This window comes from Antrihabitans stalactiti, assembly GCF_012932915.1.
Lineage (GTDB): Bacteria > Actinomycetota > Actinomycetes > Mycobacteriales > Mycobacteriaceae > Antrihabitans > Antrihabitans stalactiti.
Genome location: NZ_VCQU01000010.1, coordinates 217543 through 242541, shown reverse-complemented (window position 1 = coordinate 242541; position 24999 = coordinate 217543). Strand labels below are relative to the sequence as shown.

Below are 24999 nucleotides of genomic sequence, written 5' to 3'. Positions count from 1 at the left end.
CTCCGTCGATGGCGACGGAGCCCTCACAGATTCAACGGGTGTTCAGACCGATAGCTCAGCCCGGACAGCGGCGCGCAGCAGTTTCTTGTCCAGCTTGCCAACGCTCGTCAACGGAAGCTCGGTGACGAACTTCCAGTATTCAGGGATCTGCCACTTCGCGACCCTGTCGGCGAGGAAGGCACGGAGCTCGTGGTCGCCGACCGTCGCGCCTGGACGTGTGACGACGTATGCGAGTGGTCTCTCATCCCAACGCGGATCCGGAACACCCACGACAGCTACCGCGGCGACTGCGGGATGCTCGGCGAGCACGTTCTCCAGATCGACAGACGAGATCCACTCGCCACCACTTTTGATGCCGTCCTTGAGCCGGTCTGTGAGTTCGACCCACCCGCCCGGATGAATCCTTCCAAGATCACCGGTACGCAGCCAGCCGTCGCGGAACTTATCGGTCGCAGAGCCCTCTGCACGCATATACGACCCCGCGATTGTCGGCCCACGCAGTTCGACCTCGCCGACCGATACGCCGTCCCAACCGAGTTCGTGCCCGGTCTCGTCGACGATTCGCGCCTGCACCGTCGGGATCAGCCTCCCCGTCCGCGTCGTCCAACGGGCGAAGTCGCCTTCGTCGGTGTTCGCCGGGGGGCGCGAGAAGGTGAGCAGTGGGCTCGTCTCGGTCATCCCCCACCCTTGCGTCAAATGCACCCCGTGATGCTCGTGAAACCGGTTCGCCAGGGCGGCAGACAGCGGCGAGCCACCGCTGACGGCAAGGCGCAACGACCCGAAGTCGATCGCGTGCTCGCAGCCGTAGTCGTCGAGTCCGGTCCAGATTGTCGGAACCGCCGCGGCGGCGGTGGGCTGGAGTTCGGTGAATATTCGAGCCAGATGTTCCGGTTGCAGGAAACGCCCGGTCATCACGATGTCGGCGCCGGCCGTCCACGCTGCATGTGGCCATCCCCACGCGTTGGCGTGAAACATCGGGACGACAGGCAGGATCCGATCCGCGTCGGTGAAGCCGAACGCGCTGCCGGTGGACACGACGAGCGTGTGGAGGACCATCGAGCGGTGACTGTATGCGACGCCTTTCGGGTCCCCGGTAGTTCCGCTGGTGTAACACAGTGCAGCAGCTGAGCTTTCAGAGATGTCGGGCCAGTCGAACGTGGTGGCAGCGGACGCGGATGCAATCAGCTCGGCATAGCTGTGGATGGTGGAGCGCGTGGACGACATTTCGGCGTCCCCGATGACGACGATGTGCTCGACCGTGACCAACAGGTGCTCGATGCGCGCGAACTGCGGAACCAGGTCTGCGTCCACCAGAATCACTTTGTCGCCGGCGTGATTGACGACGTAAACGAGCTGATCATCGTGGAGCCTCAAGTTGAGCGTGTGCAGCACAGCCCCCATCCCCGGCACCGCGAAGTAGGCGCTGAGGTGTTCCGGGGTGTTCCAGCACAGCGTCGCCACCACATCGCCCACCTGCACGCCGATCGCGCGCAGGGCACTGGCCAGACGACGAACCTCGTCGGCCGACTCGGCGAAGGTGCGCGAGACCGTCTCGCCGCCGCGGTAGTGGTGAACGCGCGCTTCCGGGTGGACTCGCGCACCGTGCTCGAACAGTCCAGACACGAGCAATTGGGTGTCCTGCATCGTTGCGTCCATCGGCGCTCCTAAACTGATTTCGATCATGTTCGATCCGCGATCGGGCGACCGTTCGACCTACCCGGTAGAGTGAACACATAATAACCGTACGAGCGGTTAATAAGTCTATTGTGAATTTGGACTGAGGTTATGGCAACTCGAAAGTCGGCAGCACCCGCATCGGAGAACGAGCAGGAACCACGTCGCGGCCGCCCCCGCGCAGCGGGGCGTCCGTACGACATTCTCGACACCTTCGCCCGACACGTCGCAGCGCGCGGCTACTCCGACACGAACTACAGCGACATCGCGGCCGATCTCGGAATATCCAAAGGCACAATCGTTCACTACTACGCGACCAAGGACCGCCTGTTCGCGGCGATGCACGATTTGTACCTTCGCCGTTGCCTGAGCCACGCCCGCACGATCATCGAGAAACTCGACGACCCCGCCGAACAACTCGCGGGTGTGCTCATCTCGTTTGTTCTCTATCAGGATCACGACCGCGACTTCACTGTGGCGTTCCAACGCGAGATGGCCACGCTCGCAACGCACGACAGCATGGCCGACGGCCGCCGCCTGCGCGCGGACTACCTTGCGCTGGTCCGCGATCTCATGAAGGCCGGCGCACGCGACGGCGCCTTCTGGTCAGTGGACGTCGACATCCACAGCTTGCTGATCTTCGGGTCGTCACAGTGGGCGTGGACGTGGTTCGAACCCGAAGGCCGCATGTCTGCCTTGGACATAGGCTGCGAGCTCGTAAAATTGGTGCTGGGCAGTTTGCTCGTCGACCGTGGCCGGCTGGCGGCGCTGACTGATCCGCGCGGTCGCGCCGCACTCGTCGCATTGGAGTGCGTGACCAACTCCGTAGGTGCCCCGACTCCGCAGTAACTCCCCCGGTCTCTGCACTGCGCTCCACATGGCTCTGTACTGCGCTGTGCATCGCTGCTATATTAACCGTACTCCCGGTTAATAAATACGGGTTCCTCACGAGGAGGTCCTGTGTCGACGACACCGCACTACCCCATGTTCATCGACGGCGGCTGGGTCGATTCCGACGAATGGACGACGGTACGCAACCCCGCAACGGAAGAAGCCGTCGCAACGGTGGCACTCGGCGGGGTCGAGCACGCAAACGCTGCAGTCGCCGCTGCACAGGCCGCCCACCTCCGGGGCGACTGGCGGTCGATGTCACCCAATCAACGCGCCGACATCCTGCACGCAACTGCGGACCACTTGACGGCGAGGCTCGACGAGCTCGTGCATCTGGAAGTCCAGGAAGCGGGCGCAACGGTCCGGCAGGCCAAAGCTTTTCATGTCGGCACCGCCATTTCCCACCTGCGCTATTTCGCCGACCTGGCCCGCACGTACAACTTCGAAACTGCGGGCCCGATCTCGTCGTCACCCAACTCCCCCGTCGGCATCGTTCGACGCGAACCCATCGGGGTGTGTGCCGGCATCAGTCCGTGGAACTTCCCACTCCTGCTTGCTGTTTGGAAGATCGGTCCAGCCCTGGCCGCAGGCAACACTCTCGTCATGAAACCGGACAGCCAAACACCCCTCACACTTCTCGAGCTCGCACGCTCAGCGCATGTGAGCGGACTGCCGGCCGGAGTGCTCAACGTAGTTGTTGGCCCAGGTGAAGTCGTCGGTTCCCGACTGGCGCAGCACCCCAACGTTCGCAAGATCGCCTTCACCGGATCGACCGGCGTCGGACGCACCGTGATGCACAACGCTGCCGAGGACATCAAGCGCGTCACGCTCGAACTCGGCGGCAAGGGACCGAACATCGTCCTCGATGATGCCGATCTCGACATTGCCGTAGACGGAGCGTTGTTCGCTTGCTGGATGCACGCGGGCCAGGCCTGCGAATCCGGGACCAGACTGCTCCTCCCCGATTCGTTGCACGACGAGTTCGTCAGCCGGTTGATCGAACGGGCGGCGACGCTGCGGGTCGGCGACCCGCTGGATCCTGCGACCGACGTCGGTCCGGTCGTATCGGCCAAGCAGCGCAACAACATCGAGAAATACATCGAATCCGGCATCCGCGATGGCGCCACCGTTGCCTACCGCGCAACCATTCCCACCAACGGGACATTTACCAAAGGTCACTGGGTCGCGCCAACCATCCTGACCGACGTGCGCAACGACATGGCGATTGCCAGGGACGAGATTTTCGGTCCGGTGTTGAGCGTGCTCCGCTACTCGAGCGAGGACGAGGCTGTGGCGATCGCGAACGACACCGATTATGGCCTCTCCGCCGGGGTATGGAGTCGCAACGACGCTCGCGCGTTGAGGATCGCAAACCGACTCGAGGCCGGCACCGTGTGGATCAACGACTGGCACATGATCGATGCCCGATATCCATTCGGCGGCTACAAGCAGAGCGGAACCGGCCGCGAACTCGGACCGCATTGCCTGGACGCATACACCGAGGAAAAGTTCATCCATTTGAACAACACCACGCGGGTACGCAAGGCCTACGGATTGCTGCTCTCTTCCGCCCCGGTGGCGGCGCCCTAACTCCCACAAAGTAGACGAACTGCCAGTAGACCGCGGAGCTCTGCCCAGCCGTACGTCGCAACGAACGAAGGAGACCGACCATGAAGCTGGGATTTCACCTGGGATATTGGTCCGCAGCCCCACCGGAAGGCGCACACGACGCCTTCGCACTCGCCGAGAGCCTCGGCTACGACTCGGTGTGGACCGCGGAGACCTATGGATCCGACTGCCTCACACCGCTGGCCTGGTTCGGCGCATCCACGCGCACGGTCAGCCTGGGCACCAACATCCTGCAGATGTCGGCGCGCACCCCGGCAGCAACGGCAATGGCTGCCATGACCCTTGACCATCTCTCCGGCGGTCGCTTCATCCTTGGCCTGGGGGTATCCGGACCGCAGGTCGTCGAGGGGTGGTACGGGCAGCCATATCCCCGACCACTCGCACGGACCCGAGAGTATGTGGAACTCGTCCGAAAGATCGTCCGAAGAGAAGCACCCGTGAGTCATGACGGCCAGTTCTATCAACTTCCGTTACAAGGCGGTTCGGGACTCGGCAAACCACTGCGGTCGATGCTGCACCCACGACGCTCCGAGATTCCCATTTACCTCGGAGCCGAGGGTCCCAAGAACATCGCACTCGCCGCGGAGATTGCCGACGGGTGGCTGCCGCTCTTCTACTCACCGAGGATGGATGATTTCTACCGAGGGGCGCTAGAGGAAGGATTCGCACAACCTGGCGCGCGCCATTCCTTGGACGACTTCGAAATAGCCGCCACCGTACCCATCGTTGTCGACGACGATATCGAAAAGGCTGCGGACTTGGTCAGGCCGAATATCGCGCTGTATGTCGGTGGTATGGGCGCAAAAGAAGCCAACTTCCACAACCAAGTATTCGTCCGAATGGGTTACGAGGCAGAATGCGAACGCATCCAGCAGCTGTACCTCGACGGACGAAAGGCCGAGGCCATCGCTTCAGTGCCCTTGGCCATGGTCGAGGATATCGCATTGGTTGGTTCGGTCGAGAAGATCAGAGATGACCTGCGTCGCTGGGATAAGACGGTCGTCACGTCATTGCTACTCCAGGGCCTCGGGTACTCCTCGATCCACACAGTCGCGAAGCTTCTCGAGTGAAATGACATGTGACGCTCCACCTTAGAAGAAAATGCGCGACATCGAGAGGTGCACAATGGCTTCACCCATCCACCATGTTTTCGAACCGATTTTCTCCTGGGCAGCGCAAGATCCCGAGCGGATTGCTGTGCGATTCGGGGATCTGTCGTGGACCTGGGAACAATTCTCCGGCCGTGTACGTCGGAATGCCGCGGCTCAAGCCGCCCTCGAACTCCAGCCCGGTGACCGAGTTGCGTTTCTCGATAAGAATCATCCCGCTTGTCTGGAAACAACCGTCGCTTGCGGCCTCGCCGGAACGATAAACACGGTTTTGAACTTCCGCCTCGCGCCATCGGAATTGACATTCGTCATCAACGACAGCCGCGCCGAATTGTTGATCGTCGGCGCGGAGTTCACCGATGTCGTGGATTCGATAAGGGCGGACCTCGCGCACGTGCGCGCCGTCGTAATCCTGGGCGGCGACAAGGATGAATACGATGCGTGGCTCAATAGCGCACCCCGCCTCGAGACCGAGGTTGCTGTCGACCTTGATGACTGCTTCTTGCAGATGTACACGTCCGGTACCACCGGACATCCCAAGGGCGCCATGCTCACCCACCGCTCGGTCGGCGCGCACAGCCTCGCAGCCAGCGCCGCTTTCGGATTCGAGCGGAACAGCGTGAATATGGTGGCGATGCCGTTGTTCCACGTCGGTGGCACCTGCTGGGCACTCGCAGCGATGTCTCAGGGTGCGGAAACAGTCGTTGTTCGGGAGGTCGTTCCGGGCGCGGTCCTCGATCGGATCACCCAGCATTCGGTGACTCATGCGTTCTTCGTTCCCGCCGTGATCCAGTTCCTCCTGCAGATCCCAGACGTGTCCGAACGTGACCTCGGATCGCTTCGTTGCCTCGGCTACGGCGGATCGCCGATGCCCGCCGCACTGTTGCGGGAGACGATGAAAACCTTCGACGTCGCTGTATCAGGTCTACGGCATGACCGAGGCATCCGGGGGCTTCTGCGTGCTTCGACCGGCAGACCATCGCGACCCTGCACATGCCAAACGACGACAATCGGCCGGGCGACCGGTCGACGGCATCGAGGTGCGCGTGGTCGACCCGCCTACCGAGGCGGAACTGCCAGACGGTGTGCTCGGTGAATTCCAGATCCGTGGACCTCAGGTGATGGCCGGCTATTGGCAACGCGCGGCAGATACCGCGGCCGCCTTCGACGGTGCGTGGTTTCGGACCGGTGACGCCGGTCGCAGGGACGCCGACGGGTACTTCTACATCGAAGACCGTGTCAAAGACATCATCATTTCTGGTGGCGAGAACGTGTACCCCGCCGAGGTCGAGCGGGTGATCAGCGAGTTCCCCGACGTCGCAGAATGTGCCGTTATCGGTGTACCGGACGACAAGTGGGGCGAGGCAGCCAGAGCCGTCGTCGTAGCCAAGGACGGCACCACGCTCGACAGCGCGAAGCTACTCGAGTTCTGCGCCACGCGCTTGGCCAGCTACAAGCGGCCCAAGGCAATCGAAATCGTCGGCGCCCTGCCTCGGAACGCGACCGGGAAGATCCTCAAACGCGATATCCGCGCCCCATACTGGGCTGGCCGCAGTCGCGCCGTCTGACACCGAAACCTTTCGCTCCGTGATGTGCGACGAATGCATGGCGATTAAACGTACAGACGGTTAATATTCTTACACTCACAGTCGAGTTGAGAGAGAAGTCGATGAAAAAACGGATGGCTCTTCTGGACGGTAGTTTCATCCGGATGGATCGGACCGAATCCCCCCAGCATGGGACGGTCACGATCGTCTTCCGTATCCCCGACGGCTCCGACGACGACTTCCCGTTTCGGTTGGCGGACACGATGCGCCGGCATCCTGCCACGGGAGCTCGATTCAATTGGGCGCTGTCACAAGATTTCGTGGACAACGTCTTCCCGGCGTGGAAGCTGGTGTCGCCGAACGATATCGACCTCGACGTTCACTTTCGAGTTGCTCATGTGTCCGCACCGGGCACCGAGAGCGATTTCGCCGAAATCATCTCGCGCACCGGCGCGGTTCCGCTGGATATGTCACGGCCCCCCTGGGAAGTTCACCTGATCACCGGACTCGAGGATCGGCGATTCGCCATCCTGCTCAAGATGCACCACGCAATCGCCGACGGCACGACGGTTCTGCAGACTATGACCGAGTGGCTGTCCGCCGACCCGGCGGCAACCGATACCCCGCCGCTGTGGACGTTCGGCATTCAGGAAATATCGTCGCCCACGGTGACCGCTGAAGCGGCCGGACGTAATGCGCTCGAAGCGATTCGCGAGACCGCATCAACCATCGGAGCCGTCGCCGGCGCAGCGAAGGCGGCGATTGCCGCGGCCCGCCACAAGCGCGACGACGGACTGCACGCACCGTACGCAATTCCGCGCATGGCCTTCAACAAGGCGATCACTCCGGACCGCACTGTGTCGATGACGGTGCTCGAGCAGTCCCGATTCAGGTCTGTCGCAACCGATATCGGTGGGACGCTCAACGACGCGGTGAACATCGTTCTCGGGACCGCACTGCGCCGGTACCTCGCCGATGTCGACGAGCGACCCGACAGCGCTCTCGTAGCAGGCGTACTGACATCGCTGCGCGCGGCGATGGCATCGTCTGGTGGCGGCAACGTCATCAGCATGATTTTCGCCGACCTCGCCACCGATACCGATGACATCGCGGATCGGGCACACCGCGTGGTGCGGTCGTCGCTTGCCGGCAAGGACCACTTGCTCGGATTGGGCCCCCACGCCATGAGCTACAGCATGATGATGCTGGCGCCTTACATCGTTACCAACATCATCGGCACCGGACATCGAATGCCCTTGTACAACATCGCCGTGTCCAATGTGCCAGGTTCAAGGGAACCGCGTTACCTGCACGGCGCTGCCGCCGAAGCGATGCACCCGACCACGATCATCTACAGCGGCGCGGCGGTCGTCCTCGTAATCGTCAGCTGGAACGGCAAGTTGTGTTTCACATTCAACTCCTGCCCCACGGTCGTGCCCGAGTCCGACAAGTTGGCCGCGTACCTCGCCGACGCACTCGCGAACGTCGAGGACGTGCTCCTAGTGTCGCGCACCTGAATCTCGTTGAGGGACAAGGCCGGCCAGCGCCACGGCGGCTCGCAGCCGCAATGAGCCTGCATCGCCTTCACCGCTCGACTCCAGCACTTTGCGGACTCGATACGTCACGGTGTTCCGATGCACGTGCAGACGCGCGGCAGCGCGGTTGAGGCTCAACGCCTCCTGTTGATAGACCGCCATGGTTTCGAGCAATTGATCGGCGTCATCGCGATCGAGGACGCCACCGAGCGTGCTCGCGACGAAATCTCGCGCATGCAGCGGGTTTTCGCTGAGCAGCGCCGCGACCACTACATCGCGATAATCGGTGCACGCCGGCACCTCCCGGCCGAGCCGCGCCACGCGGCGCGCATGTTTGGCATGCTCATGGGTTTGGCGGAACCCGGCGATCCCCGTGCCAGGATCGCCGAAAGCCACATGTAGTCCCTCGCCCAGTTCAGGCCGGATCGACCTGTTCGACGCCTGCCAGTCGCCGAGCCAACCGTGCAGGACACCCCTCGCCGCCGGTACCACGATCGCATTTCCCACGTAGCCGAGCTGATCGACCACCTCGGCGCCTGCACGCGCGAGGTGAGCACCGAGTTCGTCGTCGTAGCCCTCTGCCCAGACGACGAAGCCGAGGTGCCACCGGTCCAATCGATACCGCAGTCGCGAGCTTGCCGCGTGTGCATCGACGGTGTCGCCGCGCAGAATCCGGCGCAACTCGGCCTCGGCGATGCTCTGATCGCGCCGCAGCAACCGCTCCCGCTCGGCTTGATGTGCCGCGACGATCGGATCGATGACCGCCTCGAGGTAGCTGACGATGTAGGCCCAGGTGGCTGCCGACGTCTCCGCTTGCAACTCGGCGTCCGGGGCCAACGCTCCCAGTTGGCGTACCCAGATCTGCCACAACCCGGCGTGCCCCAGCCGGTAGACCTTCAACAGTACTTCGACCGGAAATCCTTGTGCTGCAACATCTCTCGACCAATCAATTGCTTCCGGCGGCGCGATGGCGCTACTCGGATCCGTCCACGTGCCGAGCATTCCGCGCAGCAGCGTCATGTACGCATCGATCGTTCGATCCAGGCCCTCCAGCAGTTCGCGCGGAGCACTGGTGAACTCGGGAATTTCGACGAGGATCTGCGCGGCGACAGCCCAGCGGACTTCATCGAGATGGTCGCCCATGTCGGCGACCACCGCAGCGGCAAGGCGCCGACCTTCGGGGCTCAGCTGTCCATACAGCGTTCGGAAGTCGGCTTGATAACCGCTCGTCATCGACCCAGTTTAGTCCCATTGTGCGCTAGCCCAAAGGCAGGTTCATTGCTTGGCTTTCGGCCCATTGTTCACCCGTCGACGGCGGAACAAACTAGTCCACGAACCAAGACGCGCAGCGAATCAAGCCGCCGACGAACCCCGGTCGGCATCCGGCACATGTACCGTCGATCATCGTAAGGAATCCCCGTGAACGCCCCCTCGACGACCTCGCCCCTCGCCAGCCCGGCCGAGCCCGGAACCAACGAACTCCTGATCGATTTCGTCGATCGTTGGGCGACCGCGACTCCGGACGAGATCGCCGTCCGGTACGGCGCGAGCGTGTGGACGTGGGCACAGTGGCGCGAGCGGATCGGCCGGCTAGCGGGCGCGCTTACAGCTGCCGGGATCGGGCGCGGAGACCGCGTCGCGTTTCTCGACAAGAATCATCCGGCCTGTCTCGACGTCGTCTTCGCAGCGGCATCCCTCGGTGCCGCCGTTGCAATCCTGAACTGGCGACTCGCCGAGGATGAGCTCGCCTACGCGTTGAGCGACAGCGGAGCCCGAATCTTGTTCGTGGGCGAGGAATTTGCGGCAACTGCCGCCGCGGCTCTCGCGGGGACCATTGCGGCGCCGCGTCCGATCGTCGTAGCCGAAGCCGGCAAGGACGAATACGAAACATTCTTGTACGCAAGCGAACCCGCCACGCCGGCGCCCGGCGTGGCGGTCACCGACGCCACCCTGGTGATCTACAGCTCGGGAACCACCGGGCGACCCAAGGGCGTGGTGCTGAGCCAACGAGCGCTCGTGGCCCACACACGCAACGTCGGTACGCAATTCAACTTCGAATCCGGCGACGTGAACCTCGTGGCGATGCCCCTGTTCCACGTCGGCGGGATCTGCTACGCGTTCTTCGGAATCCGGGCGGGCGCGCCGAGCATCATGACCCGCACCGCCGACGCCGCGACCTTGATTCGTGCACTCGCATCTGGTGTGACGCATACGTTTTGGGTTCCACCGGTGATAAACGGCTTCCTCGGAGCCGGGGAGGCAGCCGTCGCCGCCGTGGCCGGACTGAAACGGCTTGGCTACGGTGCCGCCCCGATGCCACTTCCCTTGCTTCGCAAGGCACTAGACACCTGGCCTGACGTCGACTTCGTGCAGGTCTACGGCCAGACCGAGCTCTCCGGGGTCACTGTCACCCTGTCCCCGGCCGACCACCGCGACGTATCGCGACCGCAGTTGTTGGTCTCGGCCGGCAAACCTGTGCACGGCACCGAGCTGCGCGTCGCCGACGTCGAGACCGGTGAAGCGGTCGCGACCGGCGAACAGGGCGAGTTGTGGTTTCGGACCGACCAAGCGATGACTGAATACCTCAATCGGCCGGATGCCACGGCCGAGACGATCACGGCAGACGGCTGGGTGCGCTCCGGTGACATCGGCCGCATCGACGCCGAAGGGTACGTCTACGTCGAGGACCGTCTCAAAGACATGATCATCACCGGCGGGGAGAACGTGTACGGCCCCGAGGTCGAACGCGTGCTCATCGACCACCCCGCGATCGTCGACGCCGCGATCATCGGTGTGCCTGACGACCATTGGGGCGAATCCGTGAAAGCGATCGTGGTGATCGACCGTCCCACGACCGCGGACGAGGTCATTGCGTTCTGTCGCGACCGCCTCGCCGCCTACAAAGCCCCGCGCACAGTGGATTTCGTTGCCGAACTCCCGCGCAATGCGAGCGGAAAGATTCTCAAACGCGAACTCCGTCAGCCGTTCTGGGCTGGTCGCGCACGCAACGTCTGAGCCAGATCGCCAGCGTCACAACAGTTTCAGTCGAACCCAACAATGAAAGGAACTCCCATGACCTACTTCGCCGATGCAGCAGAGGTTTACAAGTACCTAGGCGGTGCGTTTCGCACCGCGAACGAGACCGCCGGCGCGGGTGAAAAGCTGCGCGCTGCCGACATCGTTCTGCGCCTCGATTACAGCTCCCCCGAATCATCGATCACCGTTGTGTTGAAGGAGCCCTCCATCGAGGTCGTGGAGGGTGACTCGGACCTGACGCCGGATGTGCGCATGTCGATGTCGGCAGACAATGCCAACAAGTTCTGGCGCGGCGAATACAACGTCGCCGTCGGACTGGCTAAGGGCGAGGTCAAGGCCAAGGGTCCGGTCTCGAAGATTCTCAAGCTCATTCCGGCCGCAAAGCCGGTCTTTCCGCTGTATCGCGGCCTTGTCTCCGACAAGGACGCTGCGACCGCATAGGTCGCGACCGCAGCAGAGAGGACACGTCATGACACAGGCCCCGCACTATCCGATGTACATCGACGGCGAATGGGTCGATGCGGCAGAACGATTCGAGATCATCGATCCGGCCACCGATGAACTCGTCGCCACCACGGCAAAGGGCATCGTCGCCGATGCCGACCGCGCCGTTGCCGCGGCACTGCGCGCGCACCGGCGGGGCGACTGGCGCAACATGTCGCCCGACGAGCGCGCGGCGATCATGTCGCGCATCGTCGAACGTCTCAACGAGAAGATGGACGAACTGGTCGATCTGCACATCGCCGAGAACGGAGTCACCCGCAAACAAGCGATGGCTTTCCATGTCGGGTATTCGATCTCGCATCTTCAGTACTTCGCCGACCTTGCCCGCACATACGAGTTCGAGCACACCGGGCCCGTGCTGAGCTATCCGACCTCCGCGGTCGGGGTCGTCCGGCGCGAGCCGATCGGCGTCGTCGCCGGCATCGTGCCGTGGAATTTCCCGCTGCTGCTCGCGGTGTGGAAACTGGGCCCCGCCTTGGCAGCAGGCAACTGCATCGTCCTCAAGCCCGACGAGAAGACACCCCTCACCTTGCTCGAACTTGCCAAGGCAGCCGACGAAGCGGGCCTGCCCCCGGGTGTTCTCAACATCGTCACCGGCCCGGGCGAAACGGTCGGCGCTCGCCTCGCCGCGCACCCGGACGTGCGGAAGGTCGCGTTCACCGGCTCGACCGCAGTCGGCAAAGAGATCAGCAAACTCGCCGCGGAAAACGTCAAGAAAGTCACGCTCGAACTCGGCGGCAAGGGCCCGAACATCGTCCTCGCCGACGCCGATATCGAACAGGCCGTCGACGGTGCACTGTTCGCGTTCTGTCTCTACGCCGGCCAGGCGTGCGAATCAGGTACGCGCCTGCTGCTGCCGGAATCGCGCTACGACGAGTTCATGGACCGGTTGACCGCCCGTGCGGCGCAGATTCGCGTCGGCGACCCCAACGACTTCGATACCGACATGGGTCCGATCATCTCGAGCGAACAGAAACAACGCATCGAGCACTACATCGAGCTCGGTCAGAAGGAAGGCGCGACACTGGCGTTTGGCGGAAAGCCGCTCACCGGTGAACAATTCGAGCAGGGCAACTGGGTAGGTCCGACAATTCTGGGCGACGTCGACAACTCGATGACAGTTGCACAAGAGGAGATCTTCGGCCCGGTCCTCGTGGTCATCAAGTACAAGACCGTCGCCGAAGCGATTGCGATCGCCAACGACACCGAGTACGGACTGTCCGCGGGCGTGTGGAGCGTGGACATCGACGCAGCGCTGGATGTCGCACGGCAGATCGAATCCGGAACGGTGTGGATCAACGACTGGCATATGGTCAACGCCCTTTACCCGTTCGGTGGCTACAAGCAGAGCGGCAACGGCCGCGAACTCGGCCCGCACGCACTCGACGAATACACCGAGCAGAAATTCGTGCACATCGATCTCGCCCGTAAGCGAGAGAACAAGGTGTTCGACATGATGCTCCCTGAGTACGGAGAATGATCATGAAATCAGCATTGCTTCGGGAGTACGACGGCCCCCTGACCATAGAAGACGTCGAACCGAACGGCATACAGGCCGACGAAGTGTTGGTCCGAATCGTCGGCGTCGGGTTGTGCCACACCGATCTCACCGCAATCAAAGGTGATGTGCCACTTCCCCTTCCGGCCGTGATTGGCCATGAGGGCGCCGGCGTGATCGAGGCGGTGGGCGACGAGGTCACCACCCTTGCGGTCGGCGATCACGTGGTGCTCAGCTTCGATTCCTGTCGCGAGTGTGCGGCCTGCAAGTCGGGACATCCCGCGTACTGCCAACTGTTTGCCGCAATGAACTACTTCGGCACCCGTCTCGACGGAAGCCCGACGCTGCAGCAGGGGTCCGACGACGTCCACGGCAGTTGGTTCGGGCAATCGTCCTTTGGCACGCACGCGGTCGCGAGTGCCCGCAACGCGGTCAAGGTCGACAAGGACCTCCCGCTGGAACTGCTCGGACCGCTCGGGTGCGGCCTGCTCACCGGCGCCGGTGCGGTGCTCAACGTGCTGCGGCCGCAACCCGGCCAGAGCATCGGTGTGTGGGGACTCGGGACCGTCGGCCTCGCCGCCGTGATGGCGGCAAAGGCAGCCGGGTGCGAAACGATCGTCGCCGTCGACATGAACTTCGATCGTCTCGCGATCGCCAAAGAATTAGGTGCCACACACGTTTTCGATCCCACCGAGCACACCGACCTCGTATGGGAGATCAGTGAGCAAGTCGGCGGTCTCGACTACACCGTCGAAGCGGTAGGCCTGGGCTCTGTGATCCGGCAGGCGCTGGAAACACTGCGCTCCCCCGGCACTTGCGCCACGCTCGGCCTCCAAACGCTGGAGAACGAGATCACTGTCGACCAGGGTCACCTCCTGATCGGGCGGACCCTGACCGGTGTGATCGAAGGCGACGCCGACCCGCACACCTTCATCCCTGAACTGATCGAACTCTGGCGTGCGGGCAAGTTCCCGTTCGACAAACTGATCCAGACTTTCCCGCTGAACAAGATCAACGACGCCATCGACAGCTTCCGCTCGGGGCTGGTCGTCAAGCCCGTCCTACTCACTGTTGAGGAAACCAAATGAGCTCTAGCAGAAAAGAATTCATCGTCGACTTCTTCGCCCACGTCGACGCACTCGATTTCGAGTGGATGCAGGAAAATCTGACGACCGACTGCCGAATCGAGGCACCCGGCTTCAGTGAGACCGGAGGCGAGATTGTCGCCCTATGGATGGCGGGCTTCTTCGCCACATTCCCCGATCTCAAGCATCGGCCGCATCGCATCCTGGCGACCGACGCGGAGGCAGCACTCCTCGTGCACGTCACCGGTACGCACACCGAGGAACTCGGCTTGCCCAACGGCGACGTCGTCCCGCCCACCGGGCGGCCACTGGACATCACACTCGCCGAATTCTGGCAGTTCACCGACGGCAAAGTCAGTGAGTACCGAGTGGTCTACGACCAGGCCGACTTTCTCACCCAACTCGGCCTGCTCGACCTGCCGGCCTGACCTCAGTACCGAACTCTTGGAGCGACGAAATGACGACAACCGAGACCGCAGCATCTGCACTGGACATTCGTACCGTCCCGATCCGGGGCGGAGTCGAACTCGAAGTCGGCGAGATCGGCACCGGCGATCCGCTGGTCCTGGTCTGCGGCACCACCCAGGATCTCCGCTTGTGGGCTCCGCTGGTTCCGGCACTCAGCGCGTCTCGCCGCGTGATCCTCTACAACCACCGCGGTATCGGCGCCTCCACTCGCGGAGCCGGGACACTGAGCGTCCGCTCTCTCGCAGATGATCTCGATGCACTTCTGGAGGCCCTGGCGATCGAGCACGCCGATATCCTCGGTTGGTCCCTCGGCACCGCGGTGGCGCAAGAGCTAGTCCTCGCCCATCCTGACCGAGCGCGCTCGCTGGTGCTGGCCGCGACCTGGGGACGCACAACCCCGTTCCAGCAGGCTGTGATCACCGCGCTGGCCCACCCGTGGAGGACAGGAGACTGGGCAGCGGCACTAGCCGCAATGGCGATCTCATTCTCCGAAGAATTCGTCAATTCCCCTGGCTTCGCTCCGACGATGGCGGCGCTGGCTCCGCTGTTCCCGTCGACCGACGCCCAGATGTCGGCAGTCGTCGAACAATTCGACGCCGACCTGGCCCACGACACCCTCGACCGACTCGGCACCATCACAGTCCCCACGCTCGTGATCGCCGGTGAGAAGGATCTGCTCACCCCGCCGGCGGAGGGACAGACTGTCGCGAATGCAATCCCCGGTGCCCGCTTCGAATTGTTCACCGGACCGGGCGCCAGTCACGCGGTCATGCTCGAGCGGTCCGCGGAGTTCCTTGCGGTGGTCACCGGCTTCCTCGACGAGGTCCATGCCGGCCACTGAAATCAACCGCAAACGACTCCTGCCAGGATCACCTGTACCGACCCAGACGCCCGCTTCCCTCAACTCAGCAGCGCCCGGGACCGGGCGGCTCAATTGCCGCACTGAGATAACCCGCGGGACCAACGAATGGCGTTGTCACCAACGCGCACTTTCGATTTGACCAACCGTTGGGTCAAGGGGCGGATGAAAGACCTCGGACCTGTTCCATCCGAGGTCGATCACGCTTACTGCTGGCCGTTGAGCACGAGAATTTCGGGTGGTGCGGGTGGCGTGCGTTCATAGGCCACGGGTCGATTCAGTTCTCGCCACAGCCGTTCGGCATCGGACTCGCCGGGCGGCGGGACGAAGCCCTGCACCGTCCACATGTCGACCGGCGTCTGATTGATATGGACTTCCCATTCGTAACCCCTGTCCCTCGTATAGGGAATCAGCATGGCGTCGATTTGATTCATCCAGTACTCGCGCATCCATTCGCGGGAGTAGGTCCCAGCCGGTAGGCCTTCCACTACAGTGGTGTCGCTCATCTCGCGAGCGATCTGTTCGATTCGGAGGCGAATGAATTTTCCGGTCGCTACTCCCCCCATGAAGATATTCTTGGCCGGCAGGTCGTGATAGATCACGTCTACGTAAAAGCGGGGCAAGTGAACCGATTGATAGGCGTCGGTGATCGTCGTGGCGAGCGCTTCCTTGTCTTCGTCACTGAACGCACCTTCCGGCGCAAAGAATTCCCATAGTGGCATTTTTTTCCCTTTCCAGATCGAGACGATGATGTCTTTTCTTGATGCATCTCACTTTGAATTTGAGAGATGTAATAGCAAACCGCATTGAATGATGGCGACCATCCCGTTGCTCTTCCGCGAGACAACTCACCCAATTAGTGTTTTCAAATAATCGGCTCGCGGAACCGCCGTCGACGGTCAAGGACTGCCAGTCGATTATCTGAGCAGAGCACGAGGCCCTTGCTCGAACGCGTCCCGCTTCGTGTGTTTGGTGGCCGGACTGCTCCCTGTCCCCGAGGGGGCGAAGGCGTTCTCGGCTGTGACGATCTTCTAGTCCGGCATTTGTAGCTCCTACTGATTGATCAGTGCGGCAGGACTTTTTGCCGCAATGGCGATTGTTTCGGTGTGGTGATGGTCCGGCTGGGCGTTCGCGCCCGTGGCAGCGGAAGGTGGCTACGCCAGGGCGCGGACGAAGTGCTCGCGAGCAGCCTTTGACGACGTCTCGAATGCCGAGCCGGTGTAGACGTCGAAGTGGCCACAAGACAACACGACCAACTGCTTGGGCTCCAGCGCCCGTTCGTAGGCCTCGAACGCGAGTTCTGCATAGGCACTGATGTCTTGGTCAGCCACGATCATCAGCAACGGGGACGGTGAGATTCGATGGATTCCATCGCCTGGCTCGAACTCTATGATCCGCTCCAACGAACTGAGGGTCACCTCGTTGCGCCATGATGGAGCCCTGTCCTGAGCGGCTGTGGTGAAGAACTCCCAGGATTCGGCGCTGGACATCAGCGCGGGAGCCAGCGGATCGGCGGCGACGGCCGGCATGAGCGTGGGCTCCCCGCCGTGGAAGATGTTGCGTCGTTCGCTGTCCAGCTGGGTCCGCACCGTTGGCAGGAAGTCGGGACGAACGAGCCGCTTCAGCTGGCCAGATCCGCTGATGAACGGGACCTGGGCGACAACGGCGCGCACCCGACGATCGACCGCAGCCACGCTCAGCACCAGGCCGCCGCCATGGCTCGATCCCCAGATGCCGACACGGTCGGGGTCGACGTCTTCGCGCTCAGTCGCATACGTGATGGCGTGGCGAAGGTCGCGGGCCTGGACAATCGAATCGATGTGCTGGCGCGGAGCGCCGTCACTCGCGCCGAAATTTCGGTGGTCATAAACCAGAACATTCAGTCCCGCTCGGGAAAACGACTCGGCGTATTCGTCGAGATACATTTCCTTGACAGCGGACAGTCCATGAACCATCACTATTACTGGGGCCCGGGTATCAACCCCTTCGGCGGGATAGAACCACCCACGCAAAGTGACATTGTCCGCTGAGAATTCAATATCCTCACGAGGCATTAGCGATCCTTCCGTAATTCGTCTGCTAGGGCTAAAGCTAGTGGTGTGGAGGACATTCGTTAAGGGACGCTCATGCCCACTTCGGGTACACGTCCGCCGCATGCGGTTTGCCGTTCCCTCGGGGAACAAAAACCAACGACATCCGGTTCGCGGGTGCTCAACCCGTCAGCCGACGCACAATTCCCCACCACGGATCAAGTCAGGTGGTTTCCCCATTTCGAAAACCTTCGCAGCACGCCTTATTTGATCTACGCCGTAGGGGTTGCGCCCACAATGCGGAGGGATATTTCTGCGTAGCGCTGAGCGAGTAGGCCCGCATGCGAGTATGCGTTGGAGGGAAACCAACGGCTGACATCCACACCCAATGAAGTAATCGCGAGCACCGCAGCGTCTTTGTCCGTCGCCTGAAATTCACCGCTCAGCTCGCCAGCTTTGATGATGTCAGCGAATTCACCGGAAGTTGCGCGTCTGACGTCGGCAACCTCTTTGAAATGTTCAGGCGCGAGTGATCTCAGTTCATATTGCACGACTCTCGCGAGGGCATGATTCTCAGCGTGCCACCTTACATAGGCGGCGACGGTCGAACTCAATCTGGCAGTGGCCGAATCGGTAGGCGCATTCGCCTGCCTCACGACCTCCAACGCTGCCCGATGGCCTTCCAAACTGATGGCGAACAGCAACGATTCCTTGGTCTTGTAGTGGGGGTACACCGCTCCTGGACTTAGATCCAAGCTTGCCGCGATCTCCCGTGTGGTTGTCGTCCCGTATCCCTTGGCGGCGAAAAGATCGATCGCTGCAGCCAGGATGCGCGCGGCAGCCTTGGACGTTCCCGCACCGCTGACGAAATCGCGCACGGGCGTGCTCGGCATACCGGTGACATCGCGTCCAGGTGGGGTTGACATGCAGGCCACCCTACCGTAGAACTATGCGTACGCATAGTAAATATGCGTTCGCATATTTTCCATCGCCGTCACGCACAGCGCTGAACCCATCCGTCGCGCGACTGCAAGACCGGCCTAACAGGAGTCGACCTATGCCCCAAGCCGTCATCGTTTCAGTCGCCCGTTCGCCGATCGGTCGCGCCGTGAAAGGGTCTCTCAGACAGTTGCGCCCGGACGACCTCGCCGCGCAGATGGTGCAGGCGGCCCTCGACAAGGTGCCCGCCCTCGACCCGACCGACATCAACGACCTGATCCTGGGCTGCGGACTTCCGGGCGGTGAGCAGGGCTTCAATATGGGCCGCAACGTGGCCGTTCAGCTGGGCTATGACTTCATCCCAGGCACCACCATCACCCGGTACTGCTCATCGTCGCTGCAGACCACCCGGATGGCGCTGCATGCAATCAAGGCCGGCGAGGGTGACGTCTTCATCTCCGCCGGTGTGGAGACGGTGTCCCGGTTCGTCAAGGGCAGCTCCGACTCACTGCCCGACACCCAGAACCCGCTCTACGCGGACGCGCAGGCCCGCACCGAGAAGCTCGCGCAGGGTGGCCAGCAGTGGGTTGATCCGCGCGAGGACGGCCAAATGCCCGACACCTACATCGCGATGGGCCAGACCGCCGAGAACGTCGCCCAGATCACCGGCATCACGCGGGAAGAGCAGGACCGGTGGGCGGTCCGCTCGCAGAACCGGGCCGAGAAGGCCATCAACAGCGGCTTCTTCGCCCGGGAAATCACCCCGGTCACCCTGCCCGACGGGACAGTCGTGTCCACCGACGACGGCCCCCGCGCCGGCACCACCTACGAGGCGGTCAGCCAGCTGAAGCCGGTGTTCCGCCCGGACGGCACCGTCACCGCCGGTAACGCGTGCCCGCTCAACGACGGTGCCGCCGCACTGGTGATTATGTCCGACGCCAAGGCCAAGGAACTGGGGTTGACCCCGCTCGCCCGGATCGTGTCCACCGGGGTGTCCGGTCTGTCGCCGGAGATCATGGGACTCGGTCCGATCGAGGCCACGACACGAGCTCTGGCGATCGCCGGCCTGGGTATCGGTGACATCGACTTGTTCGAGATCAACGAGGCGTTCGCAGTCCAGGTGCTCGGCGCAGCGCGGGAGCTCGGGATCGACGAGGACACGCTGAATGTCTCCGGTGGCGCCATCGCTCTCGGTCACCCGTTCGGCATGACCGGTGCCCGCATCACCGCCACGCTGCTCAACAACCTGACCACCCACGACAAGCAGTTCGGCCTCGAAACCATGTGTGTCGGAGGCGGTATGGGCATGGCCATGGTCCTCGAACGCCTCAGCTGACAAGACCGACAGGAAACCCCAATGGGCAACATCACCTACGACTTCACCGGCAAATCGGTCATCGTCACCGGCGCCGCCCGCGGCATCGGCCTGGCCCTCGCCCGCCACTTCGCCGAGGCCAAGGCGACAGTGTTCATGGTGGACTTCGACAAGGACGAGCTCGACAAGGCCGCCCGCGAGGTCGGCGCCGTCGGCATCCCCGCCGACGTCAGCGACACCGGTGACGTCGAGAACGTTGTCTCCACCGTGATCGCCGAGACCGCGCGGGTGGACATTCTGATCAACAATGCCGGGATCCTGCGCGACAAGGTGCTGTGGAAGCTGACCGACGAGGACTGGGACCAGGTCCTGAATGTTCACGCGGGCGGCACATTTCGGTTCACTCGGGCATGTGTGCCGCACTTCCGGAGCCAGGAATTCGGGCGGGTCGTCAACATCACCTCCTACACCGGCCTGCACGGCAATCGCGGCCAGGCCAACTACGCCACCGCTAAGGCCGGGATCATCGGATTCACCAAGACCGCAGCGAAGGAACTCGCCGCCTTTGGGGTCACCGTGAATGCGATCTCCCCGAACGCCGCGACCCGGATGACCGCCTCCATCCCGAAGGAGAAGATCGCCGAAGTCACCGGTCCGATCTCACGGTTCGCTGATCCCGGCGAGATGGCCGACGCCGTCTGCTTCCTTGCGTCCGAGGAAGCCGGCTACGTCACCGGAGTAGTCCTCCCGGTCGACGGCGGCATCTCCATCTGAGCGAACCCACCTTCTGAACGGAACCGATCCTCATGACTGATGTACTTTCTCGCCGCGATCTCGATTTCCTGCTGTACGAGTGGCTCGACGTGGTCGCATTGACCGCGCGGAAACGATTCGCCGAACACTCGAAGGACACGTTCGACGCAGTCCTCGACCTCAGCGCGGACCTTGCGCACAAGCATTTCGCCCCCCACAACAAGACGGCCGACGCGAACGAGCCGACCATGCGCGCGGACGGCACGGTCGAGATGATCCCGCAGGTCAAAACGGCGCTCGACGCTTACGCGGCTGCCGGTTTGATCGCGGGATCATTCGACGAGAGCGTCGGCGGGATGCAGCTGCCCACGACGGTGGCGCGGGCGGCGATGGCCTGGTTTCAGGCGGCCAACGCCAGCACCTCGTCCTATCCGTTCCTGACGATCGCCAACGCGAATTTGCTCGCCGAGTACGGCACAGAGCAGCAGATCGACGACTATGTCCGTCCGATGATCGAGGGCCGCTGGTTCGGCACCATGTGCCTGTCCGAGCCGCAGGCCGGATCGTCGTTGGCGGACATCACCACCCGCGCGGTGCGTCAGGACGATGGCAGCTACCGGGTTACCGGAACCAAGATGTGGATTTCCGGCGGTGACCATGAGCTCACCGAGAATATTGTGCATCTGGTCCTGGCCAAGTCCGCCGGCGGCGGCCCCGGCGTCAAGGGCATCTCGCTGTTCATCGTTCCGAAGGTGCTGCCCGCCGCTGACGGCGGACTCGGCGACCGTAACGATGTGACCCTGGCAGGGCTCAACCACAAGATGGGCAACCGCGGCACCACCAACACCCTGCTCGCTTTCGGCGACGGCACCCACACCCCCGGTGGGAAATCGGGTGCTGTCGGTTTCCTGGTCGGTGAAGAACACCGCGGCCTGTTCTACATGTTCCGCATGATGAACGAAGCCCGGATCGGCGTCGGGTTCCTCGCAATCGCCCTTGGTTACGTGGGCTACCGCAAATCACTCGAATACGCAATGGTGCGGACGCAGGGCCGCCCACTTGGCGTCAATGACCCTGCCGCCCAACCGATTCCGATCATCGACCATCCCGACGTCCGCCGAATGCTGTTGGCGCAGAAGTCCTATGTCGAAGGCGCCCTTTCCTTGGGCTTGTACTGCGCTCGCTTGATGGACGAGCAGGAAACCGCAGAAGATACGGCCACCCGCGACCAGGCGATGTTGCTTCTCGACGTGCTGACCCCAATCGCGAAAAGCTGGCCATCGCAGTGGTGTCTCGAGGCGAACAACCTCGCGATCCAGGTGCACGGCGGTTACGGCTATACCCGCGACTACGACGTCGAACAGCACTACCGCGACAACCGATTGAATCCGATCCACGAGGGCACGCACGGGATCCAGGCGCTCGATCTACTTGGCCGTAAGGTCACCATGCACAACGGTGCCGGGCTGCAGTTACTCGGATCGAAGATTGCCGCGACAATCGCGCGGGGGCGGTCTCTCGGTGGCGATGCCACCGGTTACGCCGACGCCCTAGACACCGTCTGGAGCCGGATCGTCGACGTTACCGCCTGCTTGTGGGCGGCCGATGACGCGGCGGCGGCGCTGGCGAACGCGTCGGTCTATTTGGAAGCGTTCGGGCACACGGTTCTCGCGTGGATGTGGCTCGAGCAGCTCATCGCCACCGAAGGTAAGCGTGGTGACTTCTACGACGGAAAACGCATGGCAGCCCGCTACTTCTACACCCACGAGCTACCCAAGGTCGGCCCGCAACTCAATCTGTTGGCCAGCGGAGACCGGACCACTCTCGACATCAACCCCAGCTGGTTCTGACCCAGGAGGCATCACATGAGTGTGCTCGACAAATTTCGTCTCGACGGCCGCGTCGCCATTGTCACCGGCGCCTCGTCCGGGCTCGGTGTGGCCTTCGCTCAGGCCCTCGCCGAGGCCGGCGCGGACGTCGTCCTCGCGGCTCGTCGCGTCGACAAACTCGGCGACACAGCCGCACTTGTCCGCGCCACCGGCCGGCGGGCACTGCCCGTGTCCACCGACATCGCTGATCCGGATCAGTGCACCGCTCTCGTCGACGCGACAATGACCGAGTTCGGCCGTGTCGATATTCTCGTCAACAACGCCGGCGTCGCCACTGCCCACCCTGCCACCCGCGAAACCCCGGACCAGTTTCGTTCGGTGCTGGACATCAACCTGTCCGGCTCCTACTGGACCGCCCAAGCGTGCGGGAAGGTCATGCAACCTGGCAGTTCCATCGTCAACATTTCCAGTGTCCTCGGGATCACCACCGCCGGTCTGCCGCAGGCCGCATACAGTGCCAGTAAGGCCGGCATCGGGGGTTTGACCCGAGATCTCGCCCAACAGTGGGGAATCCGCAAGGGAATTCGCGTCAACGCACTCGCCCCGGGCTTCTTCGCCTCCGAGATGACCGACCAGTATCACGACGGCTACCTCGAGGGATTGGCCTCGCGGATGGTGCTCGGGCGCACAGGCGATCCCGCCGAGCTCGCCGCCACCCTCGTCTGGCTCGTGTCCGACGCCGCGGGCTACGTCACTGGACAGACTGTCGCGGTCGACGGCGGCGTCACCATCACTTGATAATTCCGCCGACCGCCGCACCGCCGAGCTCTTCACTCCTCGCGAAATCTAGCTTCGACATGGTTGGAGTGCCCGCCTGTACCAGCGACAAACTCGCGAGCACACGACCGAGCCGGCGGCCACCGGACGAACTAGAGATGCGGTCGTCGTCAGGGCACCACGACGGCCTCCTTGGCTCGCGCGGCGCCGGCGCGCTGCGTGACCCGCTGCATGGCGCCCATCAACGGATTCATCCGATCGTCGCCTCAACGACGCCGATCTTGGCCGACTCCGCGGCGATGATCAGGTCGCATGCCAGCGCGACCTCCAGGCCGCCGCCGACGCATACACCGTGCACCGACGCGAGGACCGAAGGGGCAGCTCCTCGAACGCCCGCAGGAGCACCGTGACGTCTTCGTCGGGGCGACCCCGTCTTATGCGGTCGCGAACAAGCTCAACATCAGCGCAGGCACAGAAGTGGCGCAGCGCGCTGCGCAGCACCGCTGCGCGAGCCTCGTGCGCCTGCGCCCATCGGATTCCTTCAAAGAGGCTCTCCATCAGCGCGAGGCCCAGGAAGTTGTGCGGGCGGATCTGCATGATCAGATGCGCGGCCTGTCCGTCCATCTCGTGGCGGCACGGCACGGGTGTCCTCGACGGGCAGCTGTTCGGGGCTCGTTGGCGGTGAGCCCGTCCTTGATGCGTGCGTAATCACGGCCCACCGCTTCTCTGCGTTGCAGCGGCCTCACCATCCGTTCGGCTAAGTGATCGTGATTCCGCCGTCGACGGCGACCGTCTGTCCGGTCACATATCCAGAGGCATCCGAAGCGAGCCAGATTGCGCTGGCCGCGAGCTCATCCGGATTACCGATCCGTCCCAGCACCATGCGTGGCGTCATGCGGTCGAGATAGCCGTCCGGATATTCGTCCGTCATCTCCGATTCGAAGAACCCGGGCGCAAGGGCATTGACCCGAATGCCTTTGCGAGTTCCCCACTGCTGCGCGAGGTCGCGGGTCAAACCGATCAGCCCGGCCTTGCTTGCCGAATAGGCGGCCTGCGGGAGGTTCGCAGTGGTCAGCCCGAGGGCGCTTGAGATGTTGACGATGGTGCTGCCCGGCCGCATCACCCTGGCGCAGGCCTGCGCGGCCCAATACGCGCCGTTTAAGTTGACGTCGATCACCTGGCGGAACTGCTCAGGTGCTTCGCGAGTGGCAGGAATTGCGGATGCGACGCCGGCATTGTTGATCAGGGTATCGATCTTGCCGAACTGCGTCATCGCAGCCTCGACCATGTGCTGCACCTGAGCGGGATCGGCGATGTCGGTCGGCACGCATAGCGCGGAGCGGCCGGCAGCCCGCACAATCGCCGCCGTCTGCTGCAGTCGGTCCGGCCGTCGGGCCGCAAGCACCACATCGGCGCCTGCCTCGGCGAATGCGCGGGCAAACGCCACACCGAGTCCTGCCGACGCGCCCGTCACCACCGCAACACGATCATCAAGCCTGAACCTGTCGAGAATCGCCACGG

23 protein-coding genes and 1 pseudogene are annotated in these 24999 nt (G+C 63.0%); 17 read left to right on the top strand and 7 right to left on the bottom strand.

The annotated features are described in order from the left end of the window. Positions 1 to 42 precede the first annotated feature (42 nt). Positions 43 to 1656: a fatty acid--CoA ligase gene (locus tag FGL95_RS25620; protein ID WP_169592616.1), complete on the bottom strand. Its 1614-nt coding sequence runs from the start codon at positions 1654 to 1656 to the stop codon at positions 43 to 45. Between the two features lie 129 nt (positions 1657 to 1785). On the opposite strand from FGL95_RS25620, the gene FGL95_RS25615 reads away from it, so the two are divergent. From FGL95_RS25615 to FGL95_RS25595, 6 genes and pseudogenes are all read left to right on the top strand, one after another. Next, entirely contained in the window at positions 1786 to 2523 is a 738-nt protein-coding gene (locus FGL95_RS25615) for a TetR/AcrR family transcriptional regulator (RefSeq protein WP_169592614.1), read from the top strand. A 111-nt stretch (positions 2524 to 2634) separates the two neighbouring features. After that, positions 2635 to 4155 (top strand): aldehyde dehydrogenase family protein, encoded by a 1521-nt coding sequence (locus FGL95_RS25610; RefSeq protein ID WP_169592610.1) that lies wholly within the window; start codon positions 2635 to 2637, stop codon positions 4153 to 4155. A gap of 80 nt (positions 4156 to 4235) precedes the next feature. After that, positions 4236 to 5264: an LLM class F420-dependent oxidoreductase gene (locus tag FGL95_RS25605; RefSeq protein ID WP_169592606.1), complete on the top strand. Its 1029-nt coding sequence runs from the start codon at positions 4236 to 4238 to the stop codon at positions 5262 to 5264. Between the two features lie 31 nt (positions 5265 to 5295). After that, a pseudogene (locus FGL95_RS25600) lies at positions 5296 to 6379 on the top strand (AMP-binding protein); the annotation flags it as partial. 45 nt (positions 6380 to 6424) lie between these two features. Continuing rightward, positions 6425 to 6871 (top strand): AMP-binding enzyme, encoded by a 447-nt coding sequence (locus FGL95_RS33025; protein ID WP_338080021.1) that lies wholly within the window; start codon positions 6425 to 6427, stop codon positions 6869 to 6871. Between the two features lie 101 nt (positions 6872 to 6972). Further along, positions 6973 to 8367, top strand: coding sequence for a wax ester/triacylglycerol synthase domain-containing protein (locus FGL95_RS25595; RefSeq protein ID WP_338080018.1), 1395 nt, complete (start codon positions 6973 to 6975; stop codon positions 8365 to 8367). On the opposite strand, the gene FGL95_RS25590 is transcribed toward FGL95_RS25595, so the two are convergent. Then, the gene (locus FGL95_RS25590) at positions 8350 to 9618 is read right to left on the bottom strand and encodes a PucR family transcriptional regulator (RefSeq protein WP_169592600.1); all 1269 of its coding nucleotides are present in this window, start codon (positions 9616 to 9618) and stop codon (positions 8350 to 8352) included. The two genes, FGL95_RS25595 and FGL95_RS25590, sit on opposite strands and share 18 nt — an antisense overlap. A 249-nt stretch (positions 9619 to 9867) precedes the next feature. Here FGL95_RS25590 and FGL95_RS25585 point away from each other — a divergent pair, with 249 nt between their 5' ends. From FGL95_RS25585 to FGL95_RS25560, 6 genes are read left to right on the top strand one after another with little or no spacing between them, the layout of a single operon-like run. After that, complete coding sequence (locus FGL95_RS25585) at positions 9868 to 11400, top strand: AMP-binding protein (protein ID WP_206072319.1); 1533 nt, start codon at positions 9868 to 9870, stop codon at positions 11398 to 11400. 57 nt (positions 11401 to 11457) lie between these two features. Then, positions 11458 to 11862 carry an SCP2 sterol-binding domain-containing protein gene (locus FGL95_RS25580; RefSeq protein ID WP_169592596.1) on the top strand — a complete coding sequence of 135 codons (405 nt, stop codon included), beginning with the start codon at positions 11458 to 11460 and terminating at the stop codon, positions 11860 to 11862. A gap of 28 nt (positions 11863 to 11890) precedes the next feature. Further along, positions 11891 to 13405 (top strand): aldehyde dehydrogenase family protein, encoded by a 1515-nt coding sequence (locus FGL95_RS25575; protein ID WP_169592593.1) that lies wholly within the window; start codon positions 11891 to 11893, stop codon positions 13403 to 13405. Between the two features lie 2 nt (positions 13406 to 13407). Beyond that, positions 13408 to 14511 (top strand): NAD(P)-dependent alcohol dehydrogenase, encoded by a 1104-nt coding sequence (locus FGL95_RS25570; RefSeq protein WP_169592590.1) that lies wholly within the window; start codon positions 13408 to 13410, stop codon positions 14509 to 14511. Beyond that, a complete protein-coding gene (locus FGL95_RS25565) occupies positions 14508 to 14936 on the top strand; it encodes an ester cyclase (protein WP_169592588.1) in 429 nt (142 codons plus the stop codon). The genes FGL95_RS25570 and FGL95_RS25565 overlap by 4 nt, the downstream gene beginning before the upstream one ends. A gap of 29 nt (positions 14937 to 14965) precedes the next feature. Continuing rightward, positions 14966 to 15817 carry an alpha/beta fold hydrolase gene (locus FGL95_RS25560; RefSeq protein ID WP_169592586.1) on the top strand — a complete coding sequence of 284 codons (852 nt, stop codon included), beginning with the start codon at positions 14966 to 14968 and terminating at the stop codon, positions 15815 to 15817. 224 nt (positions 15818 to 16041) lie between these two features. Here the strand turns inward: FGL95_RS25560 and FGL95_RS25555 are convergent, their stop codons facing one another. The 3 genes from FGL95_RS25555 to FGL95_RS25545 form a co-directional block, all read right to left on the bottom strand. Continuing rightward, positions 16042 to 16557: a tautomerase family protein gene (locus FGL95_RS25555; protein ID WP_169592583.1), complete on the bottom strand. Its 516-nt coding sequence runs from the start codon at positions 16555 to 16557 to the stop codon at positions 16042 to 16044. Positions 16558 to 16989: 432 nt separating this feature from the next. After that, on the bottom strand, positions 16990 to 17889 hold the full coding sequence (locus tag FGL95_RS25550; protein ID WP_169592581.1) for an alpha/beta hydrolase: 900 nt from the start codon (positions 17887 to 17889) through the stop codon (positions 16990 to 16992). A 248-nt stretch (positions 17890 to 18137) separates the two neighbouring features. Beyond that, entirely contained in the window at positions 18138 to 18758 is a 621-nt protein-coding gene (locus tag FGL95_RS25545; RefSeq protein ID WP_169592716.1) for a TetR/AcrR family transcriptional regulator, read from the bottom strand. 164 nt (positions 18759 to 18922) lie between these two features. On the opposite strand from FGL95_RS25545, the gene FGL95_RS25540 reads away from it, so the two are divergent. From FGL95_RS25540 to FGL95_RS25525, 4 genes are read left to right on the top strand one after another with little or no spacing between them, the layout of a single operon-like run. Beyond that, positions 18923 to 20140 (top strand): acetyl-CoA C-acetyltransferase, encoded by a 1218-nt coding sequence (locus FGL95_RS25540; protein ID WP_169592578.1) that lies wholly within the window; start codon positions 18923 to 18925, stop codon positions 20138 to 20140. Between the two features lie 21 nt (positions 20141 to 20161). Continuing rightward, positions 20162 to 20893, top strand: coding sequence for an SDR family NAD(P)-dependent oxidoreductase (locus FGL95_RS25535; RefSeq protein WP_169592576.1), 732 nt, complete (start codon positions 20162 to 20164; stop codon positions 20891 to 20893). Between the two features lie 32 nt (positions 20894 to 20925). Beyond that, complete coding sequence (locus FGL95_RS25530; protein ID WP_169592574.1) at positions 20926 to 22722, top strand: acyl-CoA dehydrogenase; 1797 nt, start codon at positions 20926 to 20928, stop codon at positions 22720 to 22722. 15 nt (positions 22723 to 22737) lie between these two features. Continuing rightward, positions 22738 to 23499 (top strand): SDR family NAD(P)-dependent oxidoreductase, encoded by a 762-nt coding sequence (locus tag FGL95_RS25525; RefSeq protein ID WP_169592572.1) that lies wholly within the window; start codon positions 22738 to 22740, stop codon positions 23497 to 23499. Positions 23500 to 23728: 229 nt separating this feature from the next. Here FGL95_RS25525 and FGL95_RS33020 read toward each other — a convergent pair whose 3' ends face one another. Next, positions 23729 to 23836, bottom strand: coding sequence for an enoyl-CoA hydratase-related protein (locus FGL95_RS33020; protein ID WP_169592569.1), 108 nt, complete (start codon positions 23834 to 23836; stop codon positions 23729 to 23731). On the opposite strand from FGL95_RS33020, the gene FGL95_RS25515 reads away from it, so the two are divergent. Further along, complete coding sequence (locus tag FGL95_RS25515; protein WP_169592084.1) at positions 23791 to 24186, top strand: hypothetical protein; 396 nt, start codon at positions 23791 to 23793, stop codon at positions 24184 to 24186. The genes FGL95_RS33020 and FGL95_RS25515 overlap by 46 nt on opposite strands. Before the next feature lie 49 nt (positions 24187 to 24235). Here the strand turns inward: FGL95_RS25515 and FGL95_RS25510 are convergent, their stop codons facing one another. Then, positions 24236 to 24997, bottom strand: coding sequence for a glucose 1-dehydrogenase (locus FGL95_RS25510; protein ID WP_169592567.1), 762 nt, complete (start codon positions 24995 to 24997; stop codon positions 24236 to 24238). Positions 24998 to 24999: the final 2 nt, after the last annotated feature.